17 protein-coding genes are annotated in these 20031 nt (G+C 70.9%); all 17 read left to right on the forward strand.

Annotated elements, in window-relative coordinates:
- Positions 1–125 precede the first annotated feature (125 nt).
- Positions 126–2126 carry a hypothetical protein gene (locus IE269_RS39955; RefSeq protein WP_189828255.1) on the forward strand — a complete coding sequence of 667 codons (2001 nt, stop codon included), beginning with the start codon at positions 126–128 and terminating at the stop codon, positions 2124–2126.
- Between the two features lie 578 nt (positions 2127–2704).
- Positions 2705–3061 (forward strand): hypothetical protein, encoded by a 357-nt coding sequence (locus IE269_RS39965; protein WP_189828257.1) that lies wholly within the window; start codon positions 2705–2707, stop codon positions 3059–3061.
- Positions 3058–3600, forward strand: coding sequence for a hypothetical protein (locus IE269_RS39970; protein ID WP_189828258.1), 543 nt, complete (start codon positions 3058–3060; stop codon positions 3598–3600). Before IE269_RS39965 ends, IE269_RS39970 begins: the two co-directional genes overlap by 4 nt.
- Positions 3600–5882, forward strand: coding sequence for a hypothetical protein (locus IE269_RS39975; protein WP_229898536.1), 2283 nt, complete (start codon positions 3600–3602; stop codon positions 5880–5882). The genes IE269_RS39970 and IE269_RS39975 overlap by 1 nt, the downstream gene beginning before the upstream one ends.
- A complete protein-coding gene (locus IE269_RS39980) occupies positions 5882–6838 on the forward strand; it encodes a replication-relaxation family protein (protein WP_189828259.1) in 957 nt (318 codons plus the stop codon). Before IE269_RS39975 ends, IE269_RS39980 begins: the two co-directional genes overlap by 1 nt.
- A 248-nt stretch (positions 6839–7086) precedes the next feature.
- Positions 7087–7707 carry a hypothetical protein gene (locus tag IE269_RS43555; protein ID WP_229898535.1) on the forward strand — a complete coding sequence of 207 codons (621 nt, stop codon included), beginning with the start codon at positions 7087–7089 and terminating at the stop codon, positions 7705–7707.
- A gap of 389 nt (positions 7708–8096) precedes the next feature.
- Complete coding sequence (locus IE269_RS39990; RefSeq protein ID WP_189828260.1) at positions 8097–8573, forward strand: ATP/GTP-binding protein; 477 nt, start codon at positions 8097–8099, stop codon at positions 8571–8573.
- A 61-nt stretch (positions 8574–8634) separates the two neighbouring features.
- Entirely contained in the window at positions 8635–9324 is a 690-nt protein-coding gene (locus IE269_RS39995) for an SAF domain-containing protein (protein WP_189828261.1), read from the forward strand.
- 1 nt (position 9325) lies between these two features.
- Positions 9326–10198, forward strand: a complete 873-nt coding sequence (locus IE269_RS40000; RefSeq protein ID WP_189828262.1) for a CpaE/TadZ family protein — start codon at positions 9326–9328, stop codon at positions 10196–10198.
- Positions 10199–10238: 40 nt separating this feature from the next.
- The gene (locus IE269_RS40005) at positions 10239–11756 is read left to right on the forward strand and encodes a TadA family conjugal transfer-associated ATPase (protein WP_229898534.1); all 1518 of its coding nucleotides are present in this window, start codon (positions 10239–10241) and stop codon (positions 11754–11756) included.
- Positions 11753–12667, forward strand: coding sequence for a type II secretion system F family protein (locus tag IE269_RS40010; protein WP_189828264.1), 915 nt, complete (start codon positions 11753–11755; stop codon positions 12665–12667). Before IE269_RS40005 ends, IE269_RS40010 begins: the two co-directional genes overlap by 4 nt.
- Entirely contained in the window at positions 12664–13557 is an 894-nt protein-coding gene (locus IE269_RS40015) for a type II secretion system F family protein (protein ID WP_189828265.1), read from the forward strand. The genes IE269_RS40010 and IE269_RS40015 overlap by 4 nt, the downstream gene beginning before the upstream one ends.
- Positions 13558–13585: 28 nt before the next feature.
- A complete protein-coding gene (locus tag IE269_RS40020) occupies positions 13586–13774 on the forward strand; it encodes a hypothetical protein (RefSeq protein WP_189828266.1) in 189 nt (62 codons plus the stop codon).
- Between the two features lie 109 nt (positions 13775–13883).
- Positions 13884–14237: a TadE family protein gene (locus IE269_RS40025; protein ID WP_189828267.1), complete on the forward strand. Its 354-nt coding sequence runs from the start codon at positions 13884–13886 to the stop codon at positions 14235–14237.
- Positions 14234–14677, forward strand: a complete 444-nt coding sequence (locus IE269_RS40030; RefSeq protein WP_189828268.1) for a TadE/TadG family type IV pilus assembly protein — start codon at positions 14234–14236, stop codon at positions 14675–14677. The genes IE269_RS40025 and IE269_RS40030 overlap by 4 nt, the downstream gene beginning before the upstream one ends.
- Positions 14678–14751: 74 nt before the next feature.
- On the forward strand, positions 14752–15138 hold the full coding sequence (locus tag IE269_RS40035) for a pilus assembly protein TadG-related protein (protein ID WP_268253648.1): 387 nt from the start codon (positions 14752–14754) through the stop codon (positions 15136–15138).
- A gap of 6 nt (positions 15139–15144) precedes the next feature.
- Positions 15145–18735: an AfsR/SARP family transcriptional regulator gene (locus tag IE269_RS40040; protein WP_189828270.1), complete on the forward strand. Its 3591-nt coding sequence runs from the start codon at positions 15145–15147 to the stop codon at positions 18733–18735.
- The last annotated feature ends 1296 nt before the right edge of the window (positions 18736–20031 follow it).

Below are 20031 nucleotides of genomic sequence, written 5' to 3' on the forward strand. Positions count from 1 at the left end.
GCCCCGGTCGGACTGTGGTCCTCCGGCGGCGATGAGGGTGCGTAGCTCCCCATGGTGCTGCCTCGCGTAATTCCGCCGGCCGCGCCATTTTTTTGTGCGCGGCCGTACCCAGAAGGGCGGTCGCGATGAGCGACACCATGATTCCGGAGCTCGAACCGGTCGATACCGACACTGAGGTCCGCGTTATCCCCGTCACCGATTTCCGCAATGCCGACGGCGAATTCGAGCACCGGCTTCCTCCGCTGAGTGCAACGACGCGGGCAGAGGAGTACCTGCAGCAGCACCCGGACGTGAATCTTTCCGCTGACGGGATCCGCCGTCTCGTCCAAGGCGCCGTCGAGCCCCAGCAGCTCGAGGGCATCCGTGTCGAGCGTCATCGGGTGGAGAACGGCTGGTTGATGGTCATCTCCTATCGGGCCTACTCCCCCATGGTTTCGCTCGCGATCGAGAACGACCGCTTGCTGACCGAGGCGTCCTACTCAGCCGATCCGCATGCCACCGACGTACGTACGGCGCTGGCCATGCCCGAGCCCCACAGCACCCATGCGGTCTTGGTCCATCCGGACAGGTACAAGGACATCCTGGAGTCTGTCGATCGGTCTGCCTCGCGTGTACTGGTCGACAACCCACAGGAAGTGGGCGAGCGACTGGTCGAACGTCCCCTGATGCTGGTCCCAGCAACCTTCAAGTCCGAGAGCGGCGAGCCCGCCGAAGACCTCACAGCCGTGGACGGCAACTGCCGCCTCGCCTTCTGCCACCACCGCATCCCGGTGCCCCGGGGCTGGGTGGACGACTCCCTCATCGGAGACGAAAGCAAGAAAACCGTGGAGATGCGGCCCTCGCACCTGATGCGGATGTCGCTTCACCGGCGTCGAGAGCTGGTCCGTAAGGTGATCAAGTCGGCGCACAAACGTCTCAAGGACCCTCGTACCGGAACCCCGGCCGACATCACGGCCCGGAACAAGGCAGCAATGACCCTCAACGCCGTGACCATCCCGGTCACGGTCATTGTCGGGTACCGCGACGACAACGCCGATCGTGGGATGCAGCGCTTCCCCGCAGCGGTCCGCTCCCTGCTGTTGCGGATGAACACAGGCGGCAAGGTGTTCGCCGATGGCGCGAAGAACGCCGTAAAGGCCGAGGAGATCATTAACGGGTTGCACGACGAAGGATTTCTTGGCGCCGAGGCGCAGGCCCAGCCCATGCGCGACGCTCTGATCGGCCGGGGCAACGTCGCCTCGTCGATGGAGAAGCTCGGCTTCAACCCCACGCTTCCCGACCTGCGTTTCGCCCTTGTCCTGCAGCAGCTCACCTACACGAGCCCGCTGTTCAACTCGCTGGTGCGCAGCAAGCTGCAGACCGAGGGGTACCTCGTACTCAGCCGCCGCAACGGGCCGATCGTCGAACTAGGGCTGCGCTCCTACTCCGCGAGCATGCCAACGAACTCGCCGCGGACCGCTCTGGAGACGGGATGCCTGTGGCAGGACCTCGTCACTAACTCCTGGCCGGTCGAAAACGTCGACACCGACGACAAGGTCGACGAGCTCCTCGTCCGTGCGGACGCAGGGCAGACCCAGGCCGCCTTGCTGCTCGGTGTACTCGGGATGATCTCCTTGGTGATGAGCGGGCACCTGATGGCGGCGGCTGGCTCAGCGGAAGCAGATGCCGGGACCACAATTGCCCGTACCAACATCGGCCTGATCATCAAAGGGCTCCTGGATAAGGCCGAAGGCAGGCAGATCCTTGCGGATGCCATCAAGCGCGTGCGTACTGGCCTGGCCCCCCGTTGGTGGGACGCTGAGAAGGAAGAGCTTGTCGAACAATCCGGCAACTGGCGAGGTTCCACCTACAACGCGAAACTGCGCAGTGCCGTTCGGCACGGGTGGAAAACCGCGGGCGCACGAAAAGGGAAGACCGATGCCGAGCGTGAGGCCGACGCCCTCACCCTGTTCCAGGAGCAGCTGGGAACCTCCCTCGACCGCCTCCGCGACCTGATGGAGCTTCGCGACCAAAACAGCACTGTGGGCAAGCTGGCCTGGACCGAAGTTGAAGCATCCTTCACACAACTCGAGCACATCGCGGACGACCTGCGCCTTGTCTCCGAACCCAAGCCGCGTACCCGATGACCAAACCAGTATGGTCCGGCGTCGTCACCATGGCGCCGGACCGGTATACCGCGTTCGCACGCCTGGCTTCTCCCTGGCTCGAGGAGTTCAGGTGCTGCCCCCTGGACATCCGGGAGGACAGTGGCCGAGAGGAGCGCGCCGTGTACATCGTCGTCAACTCCGAAGGCTTGGCGTGCTACTGCGGCCAAACCCGTCCCGCCCGTCCCCAATGTCGGGGAGTAGCAGCCGCCAGGCTTCACGACCACAGAACCACCTCCCGCTCGAAGCACGATGAGTGGGCGAGGTACTGGATACTCCCCCTCTTGCCCGATACCCCCGACGAGTTCGTCGACCGGCTCGAACGCACAGTTCAAGCACGGCTCGGACTGCCCCGGCGCAACCGCCGGTGGCGCAAGGTGTAACGCCGGGCTCCTGTCGCCCTTCGGCTCCCAGCCGGAGGGCGACACCACGGTGAACCCAGCCATGGCTACTGCCAGAAAGAATTCCCGCCGGCGCGGTCACGTTTCTCCCTCCACAGCTCCTTGGGGTGGGTGAGTGGGTGGTACCGGACCGCCCACCGCCTTCAGGGAGGTGCGGGGATGGCGGCGTACGCCGGTTTCACGTCCGAGAACGACCCCAGCCAGCGGGATGTCGCTGTCGAGGCGCTCGTGCAGTGGTGTGGGTGGCTGTTCGCGGCGGTGTTCACGATCGGGTTCGCCCACGGGTGGTGGTGGGGCGGTGACCTGCGCAACCTGCCGCTGATAGGGGACCAGGTCGCCCAGAAGGCGGCCGCCGGGCAGGGGTTCCCGGAGATACCTCTGCTGTCCATGGTCCTCGGCGCGTACTGGATACGCCGCTGCTGGCTGTCGCTCGCCAACCGGGCCCGCGGAATCGACCCCCGCGCGCGCCGGCACAAGCGCGGCCCGAAGTTCCCCCCGAACGGAAACCACTCATGAACGTAGTGAACGACGTCCTCGGCTTCGGCCCAGACCTCACCCTGCTGCTCCAGGGGCTCCAGGCCGGCGCACCGTGGCTGGCGGCCGTCATGGTGGTCGCGGCGTCCGGGTGGGCGGCGGGCTGGATGTGGTGGCGGCGCCGTGCCGCGTTGGCGCTGCGCGGCCGCACGGCGGTCGACCTCGTACCGACCGCCGGCTTCGATCCCTCGGTGGAGGCCGTGGAGCGGCATGCGGCCCACCTCGCCCGGGTCCCGGCCGCCGCGGGATGGGTGCCGCGGCGCGCGGGGGCGGTACGGGTGCGGGCGCTGTGCGTGGACCAGGAGCTCGTCTACCGACTGGAGGGCCCCGCCCAGGCGGCGGCCGTACTGCGGCTGGCGACCTACGCCCACGTCGACGTCGTCGACACCCATGTGGTGCGCGCACGCACCGGCAACCGCATCCGTTTCGAAGGGGCCCCGCCGAACCCCCGCCCCGGCCTGGAGTTCCCGGGTGGCGAACGCGACGAGACCGCCGAGCAGGACGAGAAGGGAACCCCGTGATGGTGGTACTGGAGAAGACTGCAGGAGCGACGCCCGAGAAGTCCGGGGCCGGGGTCGGCCACGGAATGGTGCAGGAAGAGGGGGCGGGCCGGTACGTGGCGCGCGCCGAGCTGGTGCTGGCCCGCCCCCACCACCGGCGGCTCACCGCGGCCGCACTCGATCCGGACCCGCTCCAGCTCCTGGCCGCCGCCTGCGCGCACGTGAACTCGGCAGCCGGGGAGCAGGCGGAGCTCATTGTGGATCTCCTGCCCGTCTCCGGGGCGCGGGTCGCCCGCTGGCGGCGCAAGCTGATCCGTCAGGCGCAGGCCAAGGGGCCGTCCGCCTACGGCGAGCAGCTGGGCACCAGCCAGGGCGGCGGGCGGGGGCTGGGGCTGGGAGCGGTGTGGTCGCAGGTGGCCGCCGGACTCAACGGCGGCCGTACCGGGGGCAGACCGCCGGGCCGGGCGGGGGCCGGACGGCTGGTGCGCCAGCGGGACCTCGCGGAGCAGGTGGGTAAGTTCCTGCCCTCCGCCGACACGCAGGTTTTCGCCGTGCAGGTTCTCGTACGGGTGGTGGCCACGCACCCGGCGCGGGCGCGGGCCCGGCTGCACCAGGTGGTGGCGGTCCTGGACGCCTGGTCGGGGGAGAACTGGTGGCGTCCGGTGGGCCCGCGCCACTTCGGGTGGCGCCCTTACAGCAACGTGTGGTGGCGCCGTCGTTCGTTCGACCGCCGCTGCCGGACGGGTGAGTTCGCCCCGGTCCGCCGCCAGTGGGTGACCTCCACCGAGATCGCCGCGCTGCTGAAGCCGCCGTCGGCGCGCTGTACGGCGGCCAACGTGCGCCGTACCGGCGGCGTGGTGCCGGCCGCCCCGTCCCAGCTGCCGACCTGGACCGGTCAGCGCGGGGTGGTGCCGCTCGGCGCGGTCACCGGCGCGGACGGACGGCGCCGCCTGGCCGCGCTGCCCCAACAGGACCTGCTGTTCGGGGCGTCGTACGGCAAAAGTGGGTTCGGGAAGTCCGAGCTGGCGCTGCTCCAGGCGATCGCGCTGGCTTACGGCGGGGAGGGCGACTGGTTCCTCGACCCGCACGGGGCTGCCGTGAAACGGGCGAAGCCGTACCTGACACACCCGGCGGTGATCGACCGGGTGTGGGAAATCGACCTGAGCGTGAAGGACCGGCACCAGCTGATCGCGTCGTGGAACCCGCTGTCGATGGAGGGCCGGGACGCCAGCGAGGTCCAGGACGTGATCGGCGCGGTCGTCGGCGGGCTGGCCTCCGCGCAGGGCTGGGGCGACGGCGCACCCCGCGCGCGGGCGATCCTCTCCCACGCTGTCCAGGTCCTCGCCCACCTCGCCTGGCACCTGTGCCAGCAGGGCCGCCCCGACCTCCAGCCGACGCTCTTCTCCATTACCCGGCTGCTCACCGACGAAATGTGGCGCCAGCAGGTCCTCGCCGAGCTTCCGCCGAAGCTCCGCCGGTTCTGGATCCACACCTTCCCCAAGTACGAGGGAGCCGCAGTGCCGGTGGTCACCCAGACCCTGGAACAGCTGGAAACCTCGGACTCCCTGCGGGCCTTCCTCGGCCAGCCCCGCTCCAGCTACAGTGCCCGCCGGGCCATGGACGAGAAGAAGATCGTGCTGCTGCGCTGCTCGGGCACCGGCGGCGGCGACCAGATCATCACCTCCCTCCTGCTGTTCGACCTCTTCCAGGCCGGGATCTCCCGCGAAGGAACCCCTCAGCACGAGCTGGCGACCTGCTGGGCGTTCGCCGACGAGCTCACCGCGATCGACGGAGCCTCCCGCGGCTACGTCGCCGCGATCCTCGAACAGCTCCGCAAGTACGAGCTGCGGTTCCTGGGGATGACGCAAATGGCCATGCGGCTTTCCCCGGAAACCCGGATGGCGCTCATGCAGAACCAGTCCCTGCTCTCCGCCACCGCCGCGGACGCCGACGAGGCAGCCTTCGTCGCCAAACGCCTAGCCGGCCTGGACCCGGCCACCCTGCAGGCCCTCCCCAAGTACACGTACGTGATGTCCGCGATGCTCCACGGCAAGCGCACCACCCCGTTCCGTGTCAGCGGCCTGGCCGTCCACGAGGTTCTCGCCGACTACTACCGCCCCGACCTGCTGCCCGCGCTCGAAGCCGCCATCACCGCAGGCCTCCACCGCCAGCCGGTCGGCGAGATCCTCGCCCACCTTGACGGCGATGACGACCACCTGGGACTCGACGACGTCCTGCTCGCCCACCTCACCGGTGGTGCGTCTGGTACCAGCCCGGCCCCCAACGGAAGCGAGATCGACTGATGCCCTCCCCCCGCACCGCCTGTGGGCTCTCCCGGCTGGCGCAGCAACTCCTGCCGGTGCTCTACCAGCACCGCCTTCTCGCCACGAGCCAGCTCCACACGCTCCTCACCCCTGAGGCCCGCAGCACGGTCTACCTCCGTCGCCAGCTCGGGGAACTCTGCACGCTGGGTTTCGCCAGCACCACCGTGCGCCGCAACGGCCGGATGGGCCGCTCGGAGTTCCTCTGGTTCCTCACCCCGGACGGCTGCGAACTCGTCGAACAGAACCGCGAGATCACCCAGCGGGCGTACCGGATCAGCCCCGTCACCGCTGCCTCCCAGCTCCAGGACCACACCCTCGCCGTCGTGGACACCGGCATCGCGTTCACCACATGGGCACGCCGGTCCGGCGACGAGTGCGGGCCGCTGGACTGGGAGTCCGAACTGGCTCACCGCATCCGCGACGGCGACAACCGGCTCGGCGACGAAGCCGTCCTGGTCCCCGACGCAGTGCTCCGCTACACCCGCACCACCGACACCGGACGACGGCGGATGCTGTCGTTCTTCCTGGAAATCGACCGCGCCACCATGCAGACCACCCGCCTCGGCCAGAAACTCACCGCGTACGCCCGCTACGCCACCTACCTCCCCCAGCCCCTTCCCGGACGGCGCCCCGCCCCCGGTACCGTCGCCGGCCGTGAAGCATGGCGGGACCGCTACCCGGCCCTGCCCCGCCTGCTGTTCGTCTTCACCGGTGCCTCGGAAACCGTGTTGGCCCGCCGCATCGACGACCTCCGCGCGCTCGCCGAAGCCGACACCCGGCTGCGCCGCAACCCTCTGAACGCCGGAGCCACCACCCTCGACCAGCTCCGAGACCACGGCCCCTTCGCCCCGATCGTCACCCCGCTCCTCGGCAACCCCACCCCCACCGACGTCCTGATGACTCCGGCCCATCCGGTCCGCGCGGAAACCCCGTGAGCCACGGTCGGCCGCCGAGACCGGAGCACGGACCCCCTGTCCCGTCCTGCGGAACTGTCGCGGTGGTTACTTCCGGCCGTACGGGATTGTTGTGGTTTGGTACTCGCTCCATGGGCCTGAACTGGCAGAACGTGCTGTGAAGTTGACCTATCTATGCGTAACGTATGTGGCCGAACCAGCTACCTGTGGCGTACGAGACACCCCACAACTCCACCTCAACAGACCGCGGTTCACGAACGGGAGACTCCATGGCAGGCACCACAGCACGCAGGCTGAGCCAGGAGGACAGGAAGAGGCGGCGATCCCCCCTGGGCATCTGTGCCGCTGCAGCCGTCGCGCTGATCGCACCGCTCACCAGCTGTTCCACTGCGGACAAGCCTGGCGATGCGAACCCGCCGCCTGCGTCCACCGCTCCGGCCGCACCCGCGCCGACCGCCACACGCAGTGCGGACGAAACCGCGAAGGCCGAGGCCCTTGCCGCCTACGCCGCGTACTGGCGCGAGATGCAGGTGCTCTACGCCGAACCGACGAGCAAGAAGGCCAACCTCAAGAACTTCGCGGCGTCACAAGCGCTGCTGCGCGCGGAGAGCGACGCCAAGCGCTTGCACGGCCTGGGTCTGCACATCGTCGGTGAAGCCATCCCTCGGAACTCCACCGTGACGTCGGCCGACCTGAGCCGCAGAGTCCCCAATGTGCTGATCTCCAGCTGCCTGGACATCCGTAAATGGCAGACGGTCTCCACCACCACGCAGAAGCCGGCCTCGCTTCCGCCGGAACGGCTCACCCAGTACGTCATCAACGCCAGGGCAGAACGCTGGCCCGAAGGGTGGCGCATCGTCCGCGACGAGCCGCAGGACCAGCGATGCTGACCCGTCGGACCACCCGGGCGGGCGCCTTGCTGGCTGTTCTCACCCTGGTCTCTGCGGGAGTTGCCCACGCCGACGATCCGCCTCCGCCCCCTGCCACCTGTGGGCTGTTCAACTGCAGGGTCGAAGCCAAGTCTCCTGGAGAGGAAGCCGCAGCCCGCCCCGGGACCAAGCCGGCCGGGACCAGAGGCGGTGGCGGGAAGAGGAAGAGCCAGGGCCCGATCTGCACGTACACGCTTTCTGATCCGCAGCCACCTGCCGACAGCGCCGACTGGGCGGGGCACGAGCCTGGTGATGGCGCGGTCTACGACCGACGTTGCTCCTACGGTAAAGACAACGGCTACTTCGAGATCACCCCGGTGTGGGCCGCTGACCCGCCCCAGCAGCCTGTGGTGGATCCCGCCGTCCTGGCCCAGCAGGCCATCGACACGATGACGCTCAAGGGCCCCTCGATCGGCATTACCCCCAAGCCGGGCGGTAAGGGCGTGGTCGGCATGCCGGTCTACCTCTGGACCGCCCAGACCCCCGAAACCTACGGTCCGAACACCGCGACCGCGACAGCTGGCGCGGTGACGGTCACCGCGACCGCGAAGGTCTCCAAGATCGTGTGGGAGATGGGGGACGGGAAGACGGTCACCTGCACCAATCCCGGCACTCCCTACCGGCCGGAGTTCGGCAAGCAACCCTCCCCGGACTGCGGGCACCGCTATGCCCAACCCTCCAGCACCACCCCCAGCGGCAAGTACCACGTGACCGCCACCTCGACCTGGACCGTCGACTGGCAGGGCGCAGGGCAGACCGGTCAGCTCACCGAGGTCCGTGGAGCCGCCGTGGACATCACGGTTGCCGAGGTGCAGGTCCTCAACTGACCTGCACCCCAGGCCCTTTTCCTCACCCCGCGAACGAGTGCGAGAGGCACTGATCACCCTCATGGAATCCCCCTCCGCCGCGCCGCCGGCGCCGCGCCCCCAGAGCCCGCCCCGCAGGGACGTTCCCATCACGACCGGGCCGCCGGTCAAGCGGCAGCGCCGCTGGTCGGCCGTCGCGTTGTGCGTGGTCCTCGCCGTGGTGTGCGGGCTGGGAGCGGCGGCGGCCGTCACCTCGGCGAGCGACCGTACCCGGGTGCTGGCGGTGGCCCGGGATGTTCCGGCCGGTCAAGTGTTGTCGGACGCGGACCTCACCGTCGCGGAGGTGTCCGCGGACGCCGCGTTGTCGCCGGTGGCGGCCGCCGAGCGGCCGGCGATGGTCGGACGCCGTACCGCGGTCGACCTCCGCAAGGGCGGGCTGCTCACCGTGGCGCAGTTGTCGGCCGGCACCGGGCTGGGTGATGACCAGCAGCAGGTGGGCGTGCAGGTGAAGCGGGGGCAGGCCCCGTCCGGGACGCTCGCGGCCGGGGACAGGGTGCTGGCGGTGACGACCCCGGCCCAGGGGGAGCAGCAGGATCCCAAGTCGCAGGCCCCGCCGTCGACGATGGCGGCCACGGTGGTGTCGGTGTCGCGTCCCGATGCGACCGGCACGGTGGTCGTGAATCTGGCGGTGGCTCCCACGGATGGGCCGCTGCTGGCCACCCGGGCCTCACAGGGCCGGATCGCGCTCGTTCGTGAACCCCGGAGCAAGTGACATGCCCGTGATCGCATTGGTGTCCGCGAAGTCCTGCGGTGTGACCGTCTCCGCGCTGGCCCTGGCGCTGGCCTCCTCGCGGCCCAGCGTGCTGGCCGAGTGTGACCCGGCCGGTGGCACCGTACGGGCGGGGTATCTGCAGAACAGCGTCGACGGCGGGTTCGGCCTCTACCACCTGGCCGCTGCCGAGCGGGTGGGCCCGGACGCGCTGGCGAACGCGGTCGCTTCCTCGTTGTGGCCGATGGACGCGGCCGGGCACCGCAAGCTGCTGCCGGGGCTGACGGATCCGACGCAGGCTCCGGCCCTGGAGCGGACGTGGCCCGCGCTGGCGGACATACTGCACGTCCTGGCCGAGGACGCCGGGTACAACGTGTTCGTCGACGGCGGCCGGCTCGCCTTCGGTGCGGGGCGCCTGCACCCGGTGCTCTCGCCCGCTCCGCTGCTGCACCGGGCGGACCTGGTGCTGCTGGTGGTGCGCGGTACGACGCAGTCCTTGGCGCTGGCCCGGAATGTGATCGATCCGCTGCGTGCCGAGTTCGACGAGTCCGCCTCGACCACCTCCCTGGGGCTGCTGCTGCTGGAGGAGGGCGAGTTCCCGGCGCACCAGGTGTCCACCGCGCTGCGGACCCCGGTGTTGGCGGCGCTGCCGTGGGATCCGGACACCGCGGGCTACCTGACCCGGGGCGGCAAGCCCCCGCGCGGGTACGAACGCAGCCCACTGCTGCGGCATGCCCGCTCCGCCGCCGAACAGTTGGAAGCGGTGGCGCAGCGGCGCCGGGTCCAGCAGGAGTGGCCGGCGCGGCGCTCGTACCCGCAGTTGGCCGGGGTGGTTCAGCGGCTGGCCCAGACGTCGCGCGGGGGCCGCCGTGGCTGACACCCATCAGCGCCCGGACGCCAACGGGCATCCTCCGGCAATGGATCGCGACGCGATCGCCCACCTGCTCACCGGGCGCATCCAGCAGCGGTCCGTGCCCCGTCCGAAGCCCTCTGCCGGGCTGGTACCGGCGCCTTCCCCACAGGCGCCGCCGACCGGGACGGATCCGGCGGCGGTGCCGCGGCTGGCCGATCTTCCCGGGGAGCTGCCGGTGGCGTGGGAGGTGATCGAGGAGCTGCAGGTAAAGGTGTCCGCCGAGCTGAGCAGCCGGGATGCCCAGCGGCTGCTGGAGGAGGAGGACCGGCGGGCGCTGGCCCGCTCCCTGACCACCAGTGCGGTCGCGGACTGGGCCGCCCTGCACGCGCAGGGGCACACCCCGCTGAGTGCCGAGCAGGAAGCGGCGGTCCGCCATGCGGTGTTCGACGCCATGTACCGGGGCGGGCGTCTGCAGTCGCTGCTCGACGAGGAGGGCGTCGAGGACGTGATGGTGGACGGGACGACCGCGTCGGTGGAGTACAACCACCGTCCGCGGCGCACCGTGGAGCGGGTCGCCGACTCGCACCAGGAGCTGATCACGTGGGTGAACCGGATGGCGCAGCTGTCCGGGCACGGGGAGCGGGCGCTGTCCCAGGCCACCCCGAGCGTGGGCTTCCGGATGCCGGACGGGTCCCGGGTGACGGCGAGCCTGCTCACCACCCGTCCCTCGGTGGTCATCCGTAAGCACAACACCCGCCAGCACGGCATCGAAGCCCTTCTGCAGTGGGGTTCCATCAACCCGTTGCTGGAGCGCTTCTTGGTGGCTGCGGTGCGGGCCCGGATGAACATCCTGGTCGTCGGGGACATGGGGGCGGGCAAGACGTCGCTGCTGCGGGCGCTCGGGCGGGAGATCCCCGTCGAGGAGCGGCTGGTGACGCTGGAGTCTGACCGCGAGCTCTACCTGGATGAGCCCGGTCCCAAGGGGCCGCTCACGTTCGCTTTCGAGGCGAGGCAGTCCAACGGCGAGCGCAGCGGCAACAACCAGCTGGCCGGCGAGGTGACGCTTACCGACATCTTCGAGACGGCGCTGCGCTACAACGCGACCCGGGTGATTGTGGGCGAGGTCCGCGGCAGGGAGATCCTGCCGATGCTCAAGGCGATGTCGGCGAGCGGGTCGGGGTCGATGTGCACGATGCACGTACGGCGCCCGCACGCCATCGTCAGCCGCCTGGTCCAGCTGTGCACCGAGGCCGGCATGGCCTCGGAGTCCGCGCACCACCTGATCGCCTCGTCGATCGACATGGTCGTCTACCTCACCTACCGGGACGAGACAGCGCTCGGCGGCCGCAAGCACCGGTACGTCTCGCACATTTACGAGGTCCACGACGAGGTCGGCGAGGGCGGGCGCCCCGTGACGACGGACCTGTTCGCCCCCACCGAGAGCGAGCCGCGGGCGGTCTACCGCAACATGCCGTCCTTCATCGAGGACCTGGAGCTGACCGGGATCTTCCACCGGCAGTGGCTCACCGACAACCCGCACGGCGCCTGGGGCGCCCCCCTGCAGACGGTGAGGCCCCGGTGACCACCAACCAGCTCGCTCTCGTTGCCGCCGTGCTGGCGGTGCTGGCCGTCCTTGGGGTGGTCCAGACGGTCCGTGAGGTCCGCGGCCGGATCCCGGACCCGGCGAAGCCGCCGTCACGGTGGGCGGCCCGGCTGCGCCGCGCCCGGGCGGAACTGCCCGCCGCGTGGCAGGCCCGCTGGCGCCAGCTGGTGGCTGTGGCCGTCCTGGTCACGCTGGGCGTGTGGGCGTGGACCGGCTGGCCGGTGCACGGGCTGCTCGCCGGGGCCACCGTGCTGGGGCTGCCGTTCGTCCTGCACCCGGGCGGGGCGGCCGCGGCACGGATCGAGCGCCTGGAGGCTTTGGGGCAGTGGCTCAACCACCTCGCCGGCATCCACACCGCCGGCATCTCGCTGTCCCAGACCATCCAGGCGTCCGCGAAGGCCGCCCCCGCCCCGATCGCGGTCAACGTCCGCGTGCTGGCCGAGCGGCTGCGCACCGGCGTGGACGCGCAGGAGGCGTTCGCCCGGCTGGCCGACGAGCTCGCCGACGGCGTCTCCGACCACGTGGTGCTCCTCTTCCAGTCCCATGCCGTCTACAAGGGCCGCGGGCTGGCCGATGCGCTGGAGGCACTCGCGGTGACCATCCATCAGCAGGCTGCGGACGCTCGGGACGTGGAGGCCGACCGGGCCAAGGTCCGCAAGTCCTCCCGGATGGTGTCCGTCGCGATCTGTGTGGTCGTCGTCGGCTGTCTCCTCAACGACGCCTGGTCCGCCTGGTACGGCTCGCCCGTCGGGCAGGCCGCGCTGGTGGTGTTGGGTGCGATGTTCGCGTGGACGCTGACCTGGCTGCGCCGCCTGGCCCGCACCCAGCCCGACCCGCGCCTGCTGGACCCGCTGCCCGCCGCGCCGCCTGCCCCGGGAGGGCTGCGATGATCCCCATGGAAGCGGTGCTGCCCGCCGCCGGCGCCGGACTGATGATCGGGCTCGCCGTGAAGGCCGCCTGGCCGGCCCGCCCCGATCTCAACAGCATCCTCAACCGTCTCGACACCCCCGCCTCCACCCCCCTGGAGGCGCCGGGGCTGACCGGATCCTCAAACGCACTCGCCACCCGGGTCGGGGCCCGGCTGCTCGGCGAATTCGGCGGCCGGCTCACCCTGCCCGTCAAGGACCTGAACCTGTTGCGGATCACCCCTGCCGAGCACCTCGGCAAGCGGTTCCTGTTCGCGCTGTACGGACTCCTGCTGCCCCAGCTGGTCCAGGCACTGCTCGCACTGGCCGGGGCGGCCCTGCCGATCGCGATGCCGACCGCCGTCTCGCTGGGCCTGGCCGTACTGCTGTGGCTGGCCCCGGCTCACGACGTGAAACGCGACGCGGCCGCCGCCCGGCTCATCGTGCGGCACGCCGCCGCGTCCTACCTGGAGCGCGTCGCGCTCGCCCGGCTCGCCAACAGCGGTGCCGCCCAGGCGTTGACCCGCACCGCCGAGGTCGGCGACGGGTGGATCTTCGTGAGGATGCGGCAGGTCTTCGACCAGGCCGAGCTTTCCGGCATGACGCCCTGGGACGCCCTGCGCCAGCTCGGCGAGGAACTCGACATCCCCGAACTGACCCGGCCCGCCGACACCCTGGCGCTGGCCGGGGATGGCGCCGCCGTCTACACCACCCTGCAGGCCCAGGCCCGCCAGCTCCGCAAGGCGCTGCTGTCCGACACCAAGGCCGAGGCCAACGCGGCCAGCGAAACGATGGTGCTGCCGGTGACCTTCGGCGTCATCCTCATGCTCGCCTTCGTCATGATCCCCGTCGTCAACACCATCCTCGCCAGCTGACCCACCCCTTTCCAAGGAGAACCCTGTGATGGACCTTCAGACGCTGACCCTGCTGCTCCGCGCCCGCTGGACGCAGCTGCGCACCGCCGGGGACAGGGGGGCAACCTCCACCGAGATCGCCGTCATCGCCGGCGCCCTCCTGCTGGGCGCGGGCGCCGTCGTCGTCGCGATCCGCACCAAACTCCTGGAGAAGATCGGCATCATCCAGGGCGGCTGAACAACCCCTCCGGCCCAAAGATCAAGAAGGGAGAGCGGTGCGCCCGCACCTCAGGAAGCGGCACCTGTCCGGCATACGGCGAAAGGACCGCCGAGTGCAGGACCGGGGGGTGGCCAGTGTGGAGTTCGCGATCCTGGCCGTGGTGGTGCTCATGCTCGTCTTCACCGCCATCCAGGTCGGCCTCTACCACCACGCCCGCAAGGTCGCCCAGTCCGCCGCCCGGCAAGGCGTCGAAAGCGGACGGCAGTTCGGCGCCACGGCCGGCGACGGGACCGCTCAGGCCCAGCAGTTCCTGGCCCGCTTCGGAGACTCGGTACGCGGCGCTCAGGTGACCGCCGACGGCAGTACGGCCGAGCAGGTGCGCATCACCGTCACCGGCACCGTGGCCACCCTCGTCCCCGGCCTGGAGCTGTCCGTCGTCCAGCACGCGCAGGGCCCAGTCGAGAGGTGGACCCAGCCATGATGCGCACACCCGCGGGCACCCGTGACCGGGGCAGCATGGCGCTGGAGACGGCCGTCCTGGCACCGGTACTGATCGCCGTGCTCGGCCTGATGATCGCGTTCGGGCGGATCGTGGACGCCGACGGCGCTGTCGACGGCGCCGCCCGCGCCGCCGCCCGGGCCGCCTCACTGGAGTACGACGCCGCCACCGCACAGGCCGCGGCGCAGACGGCGGTGACCCGCAGTCTGCAGGGCGAGGGCATCACCTGCACCGCCAGCAGCATCGAGGTGGACACGGCGGGCTATGCCGCTGACCTCGGCCAGGATGCCCAGGTCACCGCGACCGTCGCGTGCACCGCCGCTCTCGCCGACATCGGACTGCCCGGGCTGCCCGGCTCCAAGACGTTGACCGCGACTTGGACCAGCCCCCTCGACACCTTCCGCGGAAGGCCCAAACCATGACCAGAGAAGTCCTGAGGCCCGGGCCGCACCACGGTCTGCGGGCCGGACGTCGGCGAACCGGGGACCGCGGGTCGATGTCGCTGTTCTTCGCCGTGGCCACCATCGGCGTCCTGACGGTCATGGGCCTGCTCGTGGACGGGGGCGGGGCCCTGAACGCAGGCAACCGGGCCACGTCCCTGGCACAGGAAGCCGCCCGCGCCGCCGGCCAGCAACTCGACCCGGCCCAAGCGGTCCAGGGCACCGCGATCACCGTCGACCCCGACGCCGCAGCCGGTGCCGCACGCGACTACCTCGCCGCGGCGAACCTCCAGGGCGACGTCACCGTCAACGACGGCGGACAGACCCTCACCGTCACCGTGCACGACACCTACACCACCGTCTTCGGCGCCCTGGTCGGCCTCGCCACCATCAACGTGACCGGCACCGCCGACGCCCACCTGCAGACCCAAGCTGGAGGATGAGCCGCCATGGCCCCCCGCACCCCCAGGCCCCTGCGCGCCCTGACCGCTTCCCTGCGCGCCGTCTGCGGGCTCGCCGTGCTGGCAGCCCTGGTGGGCGGCGTCCCCTACGTGCTGCTCGCGGTGGGCCACCAGCCCACCGAACTCACCGGCGGATGGCAGATGCTGGTCCGCCAGGACGACGGCACCCTCTTCCTCGTCGTGCTCACCCTGATCGGCTGGGCGGCCTGGGCACTGTTCGCCCTCTCCGTCCTGGTCGAGATCGTCGCGGTCGTACGCCGCCGCTCCACGCCCCGGATCAAGGGACTGGGCGGCATGCAGTCCCTGGCCGGCTTCCTCGTCGGCGCGATCCTGGTGCTGGCCCCCACCGCCGCCTCCGCCGCGACCGCCACACCGGCCGCCGCCGTCACCCAGTCCCTGAACCACGACACCGCCGAAACAGCCGCTGCTCCCGCCGCCTCGGTGACACGGGCCACCGCCACGCTCCGGCACACGGTCACCTCGCCCACCGAATCACCCTGGGACCTGGCCGAACGCTTCCTCGGCAACGGGCAGCGCTGGAAGGACCTCGCCGCCCTCAACCCCGAGGTGCCCGCACTCGCCGCCGGTGACGCCTACGTACCCCAGGGCACCGTCATCGCCCTGCCCGCCGACGCCCGCACCGACGCACCGTCCTCCCCGCCCGCCCAGGCGTCCACCACCACGGTGAGCGCCCCCCAGAGTGCTGCGGGCACCTCCCGCACCCCCGCGCCGGCCCGCGCCCCGCAGGCGGACAACGGCCGGGCAGGGGAGGCGTACGTCGTCCAGCCGGGCGACCACCTCGCGAAGATCGCCCACGAACGGCTCGGTGACGCCGACCGGTGGCCCGAGCTGTACGAAGCCAACAAGGGCGAGAAGCAGCCGTACGGGCACCACTTCGAAAACCCGGACCTGATCTACCCCGGGCAGCAGATCGACCTCCCCGCGGGAGCGACCGCAGTCCCCCCGGTCTCTCCCGAGGCGGAGAAGAAGCCGACGCCGAAGCCGACGCAGCCGACGGACCCCGCACCGGCTCCGCCCGCGCCTTCGGCCTCCGGCGGGCCCACGTCCGGGACGGACCAGGGGAAGGGCACTGGGGGTGCGGACCGGCAGCAGGAACGCGACCGGGCAGCAACGCCGAAGACCCCGCCGCCCACCGCTACGCCGGCATCACCGGTCCCGCCCCAGAAGTCGGACTCCCCGGAGCAGACCCGCCCGCCGCAGCAGGCGGGTACGCCGACGCCGTCAGCCAGTTCCGCAGGAGCGCCGTCGGAGCAGACCGGCTCGGAGACCGGGCAGACGGTCGCGGCGATCGGGCTGGCCGCGAGCGGGGCCGTGGCGGCCGCGCTCGTGGGCACGCTCGCCTCCCGCCGCCTGCTCCAGCGCCGCAAGCTGCGGCGCGGCCGGAAGATCGTCATGCCGCAGGGGCGGCCCGCCGCCACCGAGGTGCTGCTGCGCAGCGTGGACGCGTCGTACGAACTCCAGTTGCTGGACGCGATGGTGCGCACCCTCGGTACCCATCTCGCCGAGCAGGAGCGGGTGCTGCCCGCGCTGGCAGCCGTCCGGCTCGGGGAGCAGGGCGCCCTGCTCTACCTGGAAGAGCCAGCCGAGCCAGCCGCCCCGTTCACGGCGCTCGACGAGGAGGGGCTCCAGTGGTGGTGCCCGATCGACAGCGAGCAGCTCCTCGACGAGGACGAGCTGCGGGAAATCGACCCGCCGTATCCGGCGCTGGTGCCGCTGGGTGACGACACGCAGGGCGGGATCGTCCTGGTCGACCTGGAACGCATCGGGGTGCTGCACCTGGTCGGCGGAATGCGCCAGCAGATCCTGCGCACCCTGGCCATCGCGCTCGCGCTATCGCCGCTCGGCGGCCAGCTCGAGCTGGCCGTCGCCGGGGAGGACACCGCACCCGGGCTGACCATGCTGGACCCTGAGCGGGTCCTGGCCCACGGAGACCTGCCGGGCGCCGTACGGGCACTGGCGGCCCATCAGGCCGAACAGCAGCAGGTCCTGGAAGGCTGCGCGCTCGGCGGGCTGGCTGCCGCACGCCTGGATGGCGAGGTCGGGGAGCTCTGGCCGATGGTGCTGCTCACCGATCTCGACACCTGCCCCGGCGCCGAAGACCGTGACGCTCTGCGCCAGGTGGTGGGCGTCGAGCCGGGCACGGCGCTGGCGGTCCTCACCAGTACCGGTGCAGTGCCCGCCGAGGACGACGAGGGGTGGGTAGTGGACACCGACGCCGCCGAGGTGACGGTGCCGGGCACCGACGTGCGCTGCGTGCTGTCGGCGTGCTCGGACGAGGAGTACGCCGACGTCATCGACCTCGTCCTCGTCTCCAGCCTCGGCGACGAGGACGATCACGCCGCGCCTGCAACCTCCGCCCCCGCCCCTGCACCGCGGGACGCCGGGGTGACCGCACCGCCCGGGTCCGCAGCGCCTTCGTCCGGCGGGCCCTCGGAACCTGCGGGGCCTACCCGCCTTCCTCTCCCGGCAAGCAGTAGTCCGCTGGCAGCCCTCGCTGACCTCGACGATGACCCCGACGGCGAACCCATCGGCGGGACGACGCCCGTCTCCGGCCCGGCGCCTTCGCTCCCCGCACCGACCAAGCCCGTGCCCGGATCAGCAGAAGAGACACCGGCTCCCGCTCCCCCGCCGGCCACGGGCACGGCCCCTTTGCCCGGCGCGTCCCCGGCTGCGGCGGCCAGCCCGTCAGAGATCGTGATTCCTTCGCTGGTCCCCGTGTCACGGGTCAGCGCCCGTATCCCCGCCGGCCAACCCGCCGCCCCCTTCTCTCCGTTGGGAACGACGGTGCTGTCTGATGAGGTACCGGAGGTTCCTGACGGGCCGTATGTCCAGGTCCTTGGACAGGTGGCCCTGGACGGCGCCCAGGGCTCCATCCCCACCGGCCGCCGCACCACAGCCCTGGAGTTCGCCGTCTGGCTGGCCCTGCACCCGGGGGCCGACCGCCACCAGATCAATGAACTCCTCGCCCCCGGCGGCGGCCAGATGAGCCGCGACACCCGCAACTCCCGTACGACCGATGTCCGCCGCTGGCTCGGCACCAGTCCCGAAGGCGACCCCTACCTGCCGCATCTCAACCACCAGCCCGACCGGCTCCTGCGGCTCACCGGTGTGGCATGTGACTGGGACCTCTTCCAGCAGCACGCCGGCCACGGCCACCAGGACCCCGGCCCGCACGGAACCCGACTCCTGCACCAGGCCCTGTGCCTCGTGCGCGGCCGCCCCTTCTCCGGTGTGCCGCCGCGCCGCTACCAGTGGGCCGCAGCACTCACCGAAGAAATGATCAAGAAGATCGTGCATGTCGCGCAGGACCTCGCCGAACGCCACCTGGCCGCTGGTGACGGACGCAGCGCGCTGTGGGCGGCGACTCGAGGTCTGGACATCGCCCGCGAGGTCGAGGTGCTGTGGCGGTGCCGCTTCCGCGCCCTCGCCCTGCTCGGCCAGCACCGCGAACTGGAAAACGCCGTACAGGCGCTGGAGGCGTTCCTGCTCGAACTCGGCTGCGCGATGGAAGAGGAAACTGTCGAACTCCTCCAACAGCTCCAGCCCAGTCACCACTGACCCCCGCAAGACATCGGCGGAGCCGGCGGGACGCCAGGGGGCGAACGTTTCGCCCGGCTCCACCCCGCTCCCCGGCCTTCCGTGTTGGCGCTCTCCCCGGCCGCAACCGGCTCGGCCAGCCGGGCTGGCCGCGCCGGATTCCCATTCGCCCCGTTGGAACAGCCACCAGTCCCGCCGCCGCCCCCGGCTCCCGGCTGAGGCCAGTTCGGCTGAGCGGTCGGGGCGTGCTGGAATTCCAACCCGCCCCAGCCCCGGCCTTGGTGCGGCGGGCCCGCACGCAGCCCGGTACCCGCAGGACGTCTGCTACAAGGCGGCACGCCGGGGCGGACACCCCCTGCGAGCGCTGACCGAAACACTGACCCGCATGCTGACCAAAACGCTAACCAAGTTGGAAAACAGCAGGTCACAGTCATGCTCCCCAAAGGGAAGGAGGGAACCGCGAACCCAGGGACCAAGAATGAGGCCGATGGCGGCCGCAACGCGGGACCGGCCCCGGGCAGTTGATGAGGGCGTACGCGGGATCTGCGGTTCGCCAGGTGGAACACGGCACCGGGTGGACCGCAGGCCGGTTCCAACGGCGTTCCAGAGTTGGAATTCCAACGTGCTGCACGGAGCACGGGCCGACAACGGCTGGAATTCCAGCTGGCCGCGCGACCGCCGGCCGTGCAGGTTGGAACATGCGGACTGGAACGTCAGGACGCGCCGGAAGCACGTTCCTTGTCGGCCTTCTTGATCACCCCGAGGTACTTGCGCGTGGTGCCCTCTGCGTAGCGCGAGAGTTCCGAGAGCCGCGGGGCCAGAGCGTTCGCCGAGAGTCGCTGCTCCTCCGGAGGGAGGGCCCGGTAGTGGAATTCCACCAACTCCACCCCACTGAGCCCGGAAGCGCCACCGGAGGGTGAGTCAGCGGATGGGGAAGGCTCGCCGGATGCGAAGAGCGTCAGGTTCTCGGGGGATGCCGCAGGTTCGGGCTCCTCGTGCGGTGCCGTGAGGCGCATCTGCACACTGACCCGATTGCTGACCCCTGTGCGATCCGCCACCGCCCCGGCACGCTCCAACTCCGGCCGGAACTGCTCCTGGTACTGCTGCGTGTACACCTCCAGTTGGGCCAACGGGGGCACTTGCCCGTACAGGGCTTCCAGGAACGCCCCGAACTGGAGCGGCGTGGGGAACGCCCCGTTCTCGATCGCGCACTCACGGAAGGCCGCGTAGTACGTGTCGTCGTCCAGGACGAAGCCCGTGTCCGCGCCCGGCCCGTTCCCTGCGCCGTCCAAACCAACCTCGAAGCCGTGCCCTCCA

Origin of the sequence: Streptomyces spiroverticillatus, assembly GCA_014650415.1 — a bacterium.
GTDB lineage: Bacteria > Actinomycetota > Actinomycetes > Streptomycetales > Streptomycetaceae > Streptomyces > Streptomyces spiroverticillatus.

Excerpts from the sequence above, each read along its gene's own strand:
- IE269_RS39955 (WP_189828255.1), top strand. The coding sequence starts at position 126 with ATGAGCGACACCATGATTCCGGAGCTCGAACCGGTCGATACCGACACT.
- IE269_RS39965 (WP_189828257.1), top strand. The coding sequence starts at position 2,705 with ATGGCGGCGTACGCCGGTTTCACGTCCGAGAACGACCCCAGCCAGCGG.
- IE269_RS39970 (WP_189828258.1), top strand. The coding sequence starts at position 3,058 with ATGAACGTAGTGAACGACGTCCTCGGCTTCGGCCCAGACCTCACCCTG.
- IE269_RS39975 (WP_229898536.1), top strand. The coding sequence starts at position 3,600 with ATGGTGGTACTGGAGAAGACTGCAGGAGCGACGCCCGAGAAGTCCGGG.
- IE269_RS39980 (WP_189828259.1), top strand. The coding sequence starts at position 5,882 with ATGCCCTCCCCCCGCACCGCCTGTGGGCTCTCCCGGCTGGCGCAGCAA.
- IE269_RS43555 (WP_229898535.1), top strand. The coding sequence starts at position 7,087 with ATGGCAGGCACCACAGCACGCAGGCTGAGCCAGGAGGACAGGAAGAGG.
- IE269_RS39995 (WP_189828261.1), top strand. The coding sequence starts at position 8,635 with ATGGAATCCCCCTCCGCCGCGCCGCCGGCGCCGCGCCCCCAGAGCCCG.
- IE269_RS40000 (WP_189828262.1), top strand. The coding sequence starts at position 9,326 with ATGCCCGTGATCGCATTGGTGTCCGCGAAGTCCTGCGGTGTGACCGTC.
- IE269_RS40005 (WP_229898534.1), top strand. The coding sequence starts at position 10,239 with ATGGATCGCGACGCGATCGCCCACCTGCTCACCGGGCGCATCCAGCAG.
- IE269_RS40015 (WP_189828265.1), top strand. The coding sequence starts at position 12,664 with ATGATCCCCATGGAAGCGGTGCTGCCCGCCGCCGGCGCCGGACTGATG.
- IE269_RS40020 (WP_189828266.1), top strand. The coding sequence starts at position 13,586 with ATGGACCTTCAGACGCTGACCCTGCTGCTCCGCGCCCGCTGGACGCAG.
- IE269_RS40030 (WP_189828268.1), top strand. The coding sequence starts at position 14,234 with ATGATGCGCACACCCGCGGGCACCCGTGACCGGGGCAGCATGGCGCTG.
- IE269_RS40035 (WP_268253648.1), top strand. The coding sequence starts at position 14,752 with ATGTCGCTGTTCTTCGCCGTGGCCACCATCGGCGTCCTGACGGTCATG.
- IE269_RS40040 (WP_189828270.1), top strand. The coding sequence starts at position 15,145 with ATGGCCCCCCGCACCCCCAGGCCCCTGCGCGCCCTGACCGCTTCCCTG.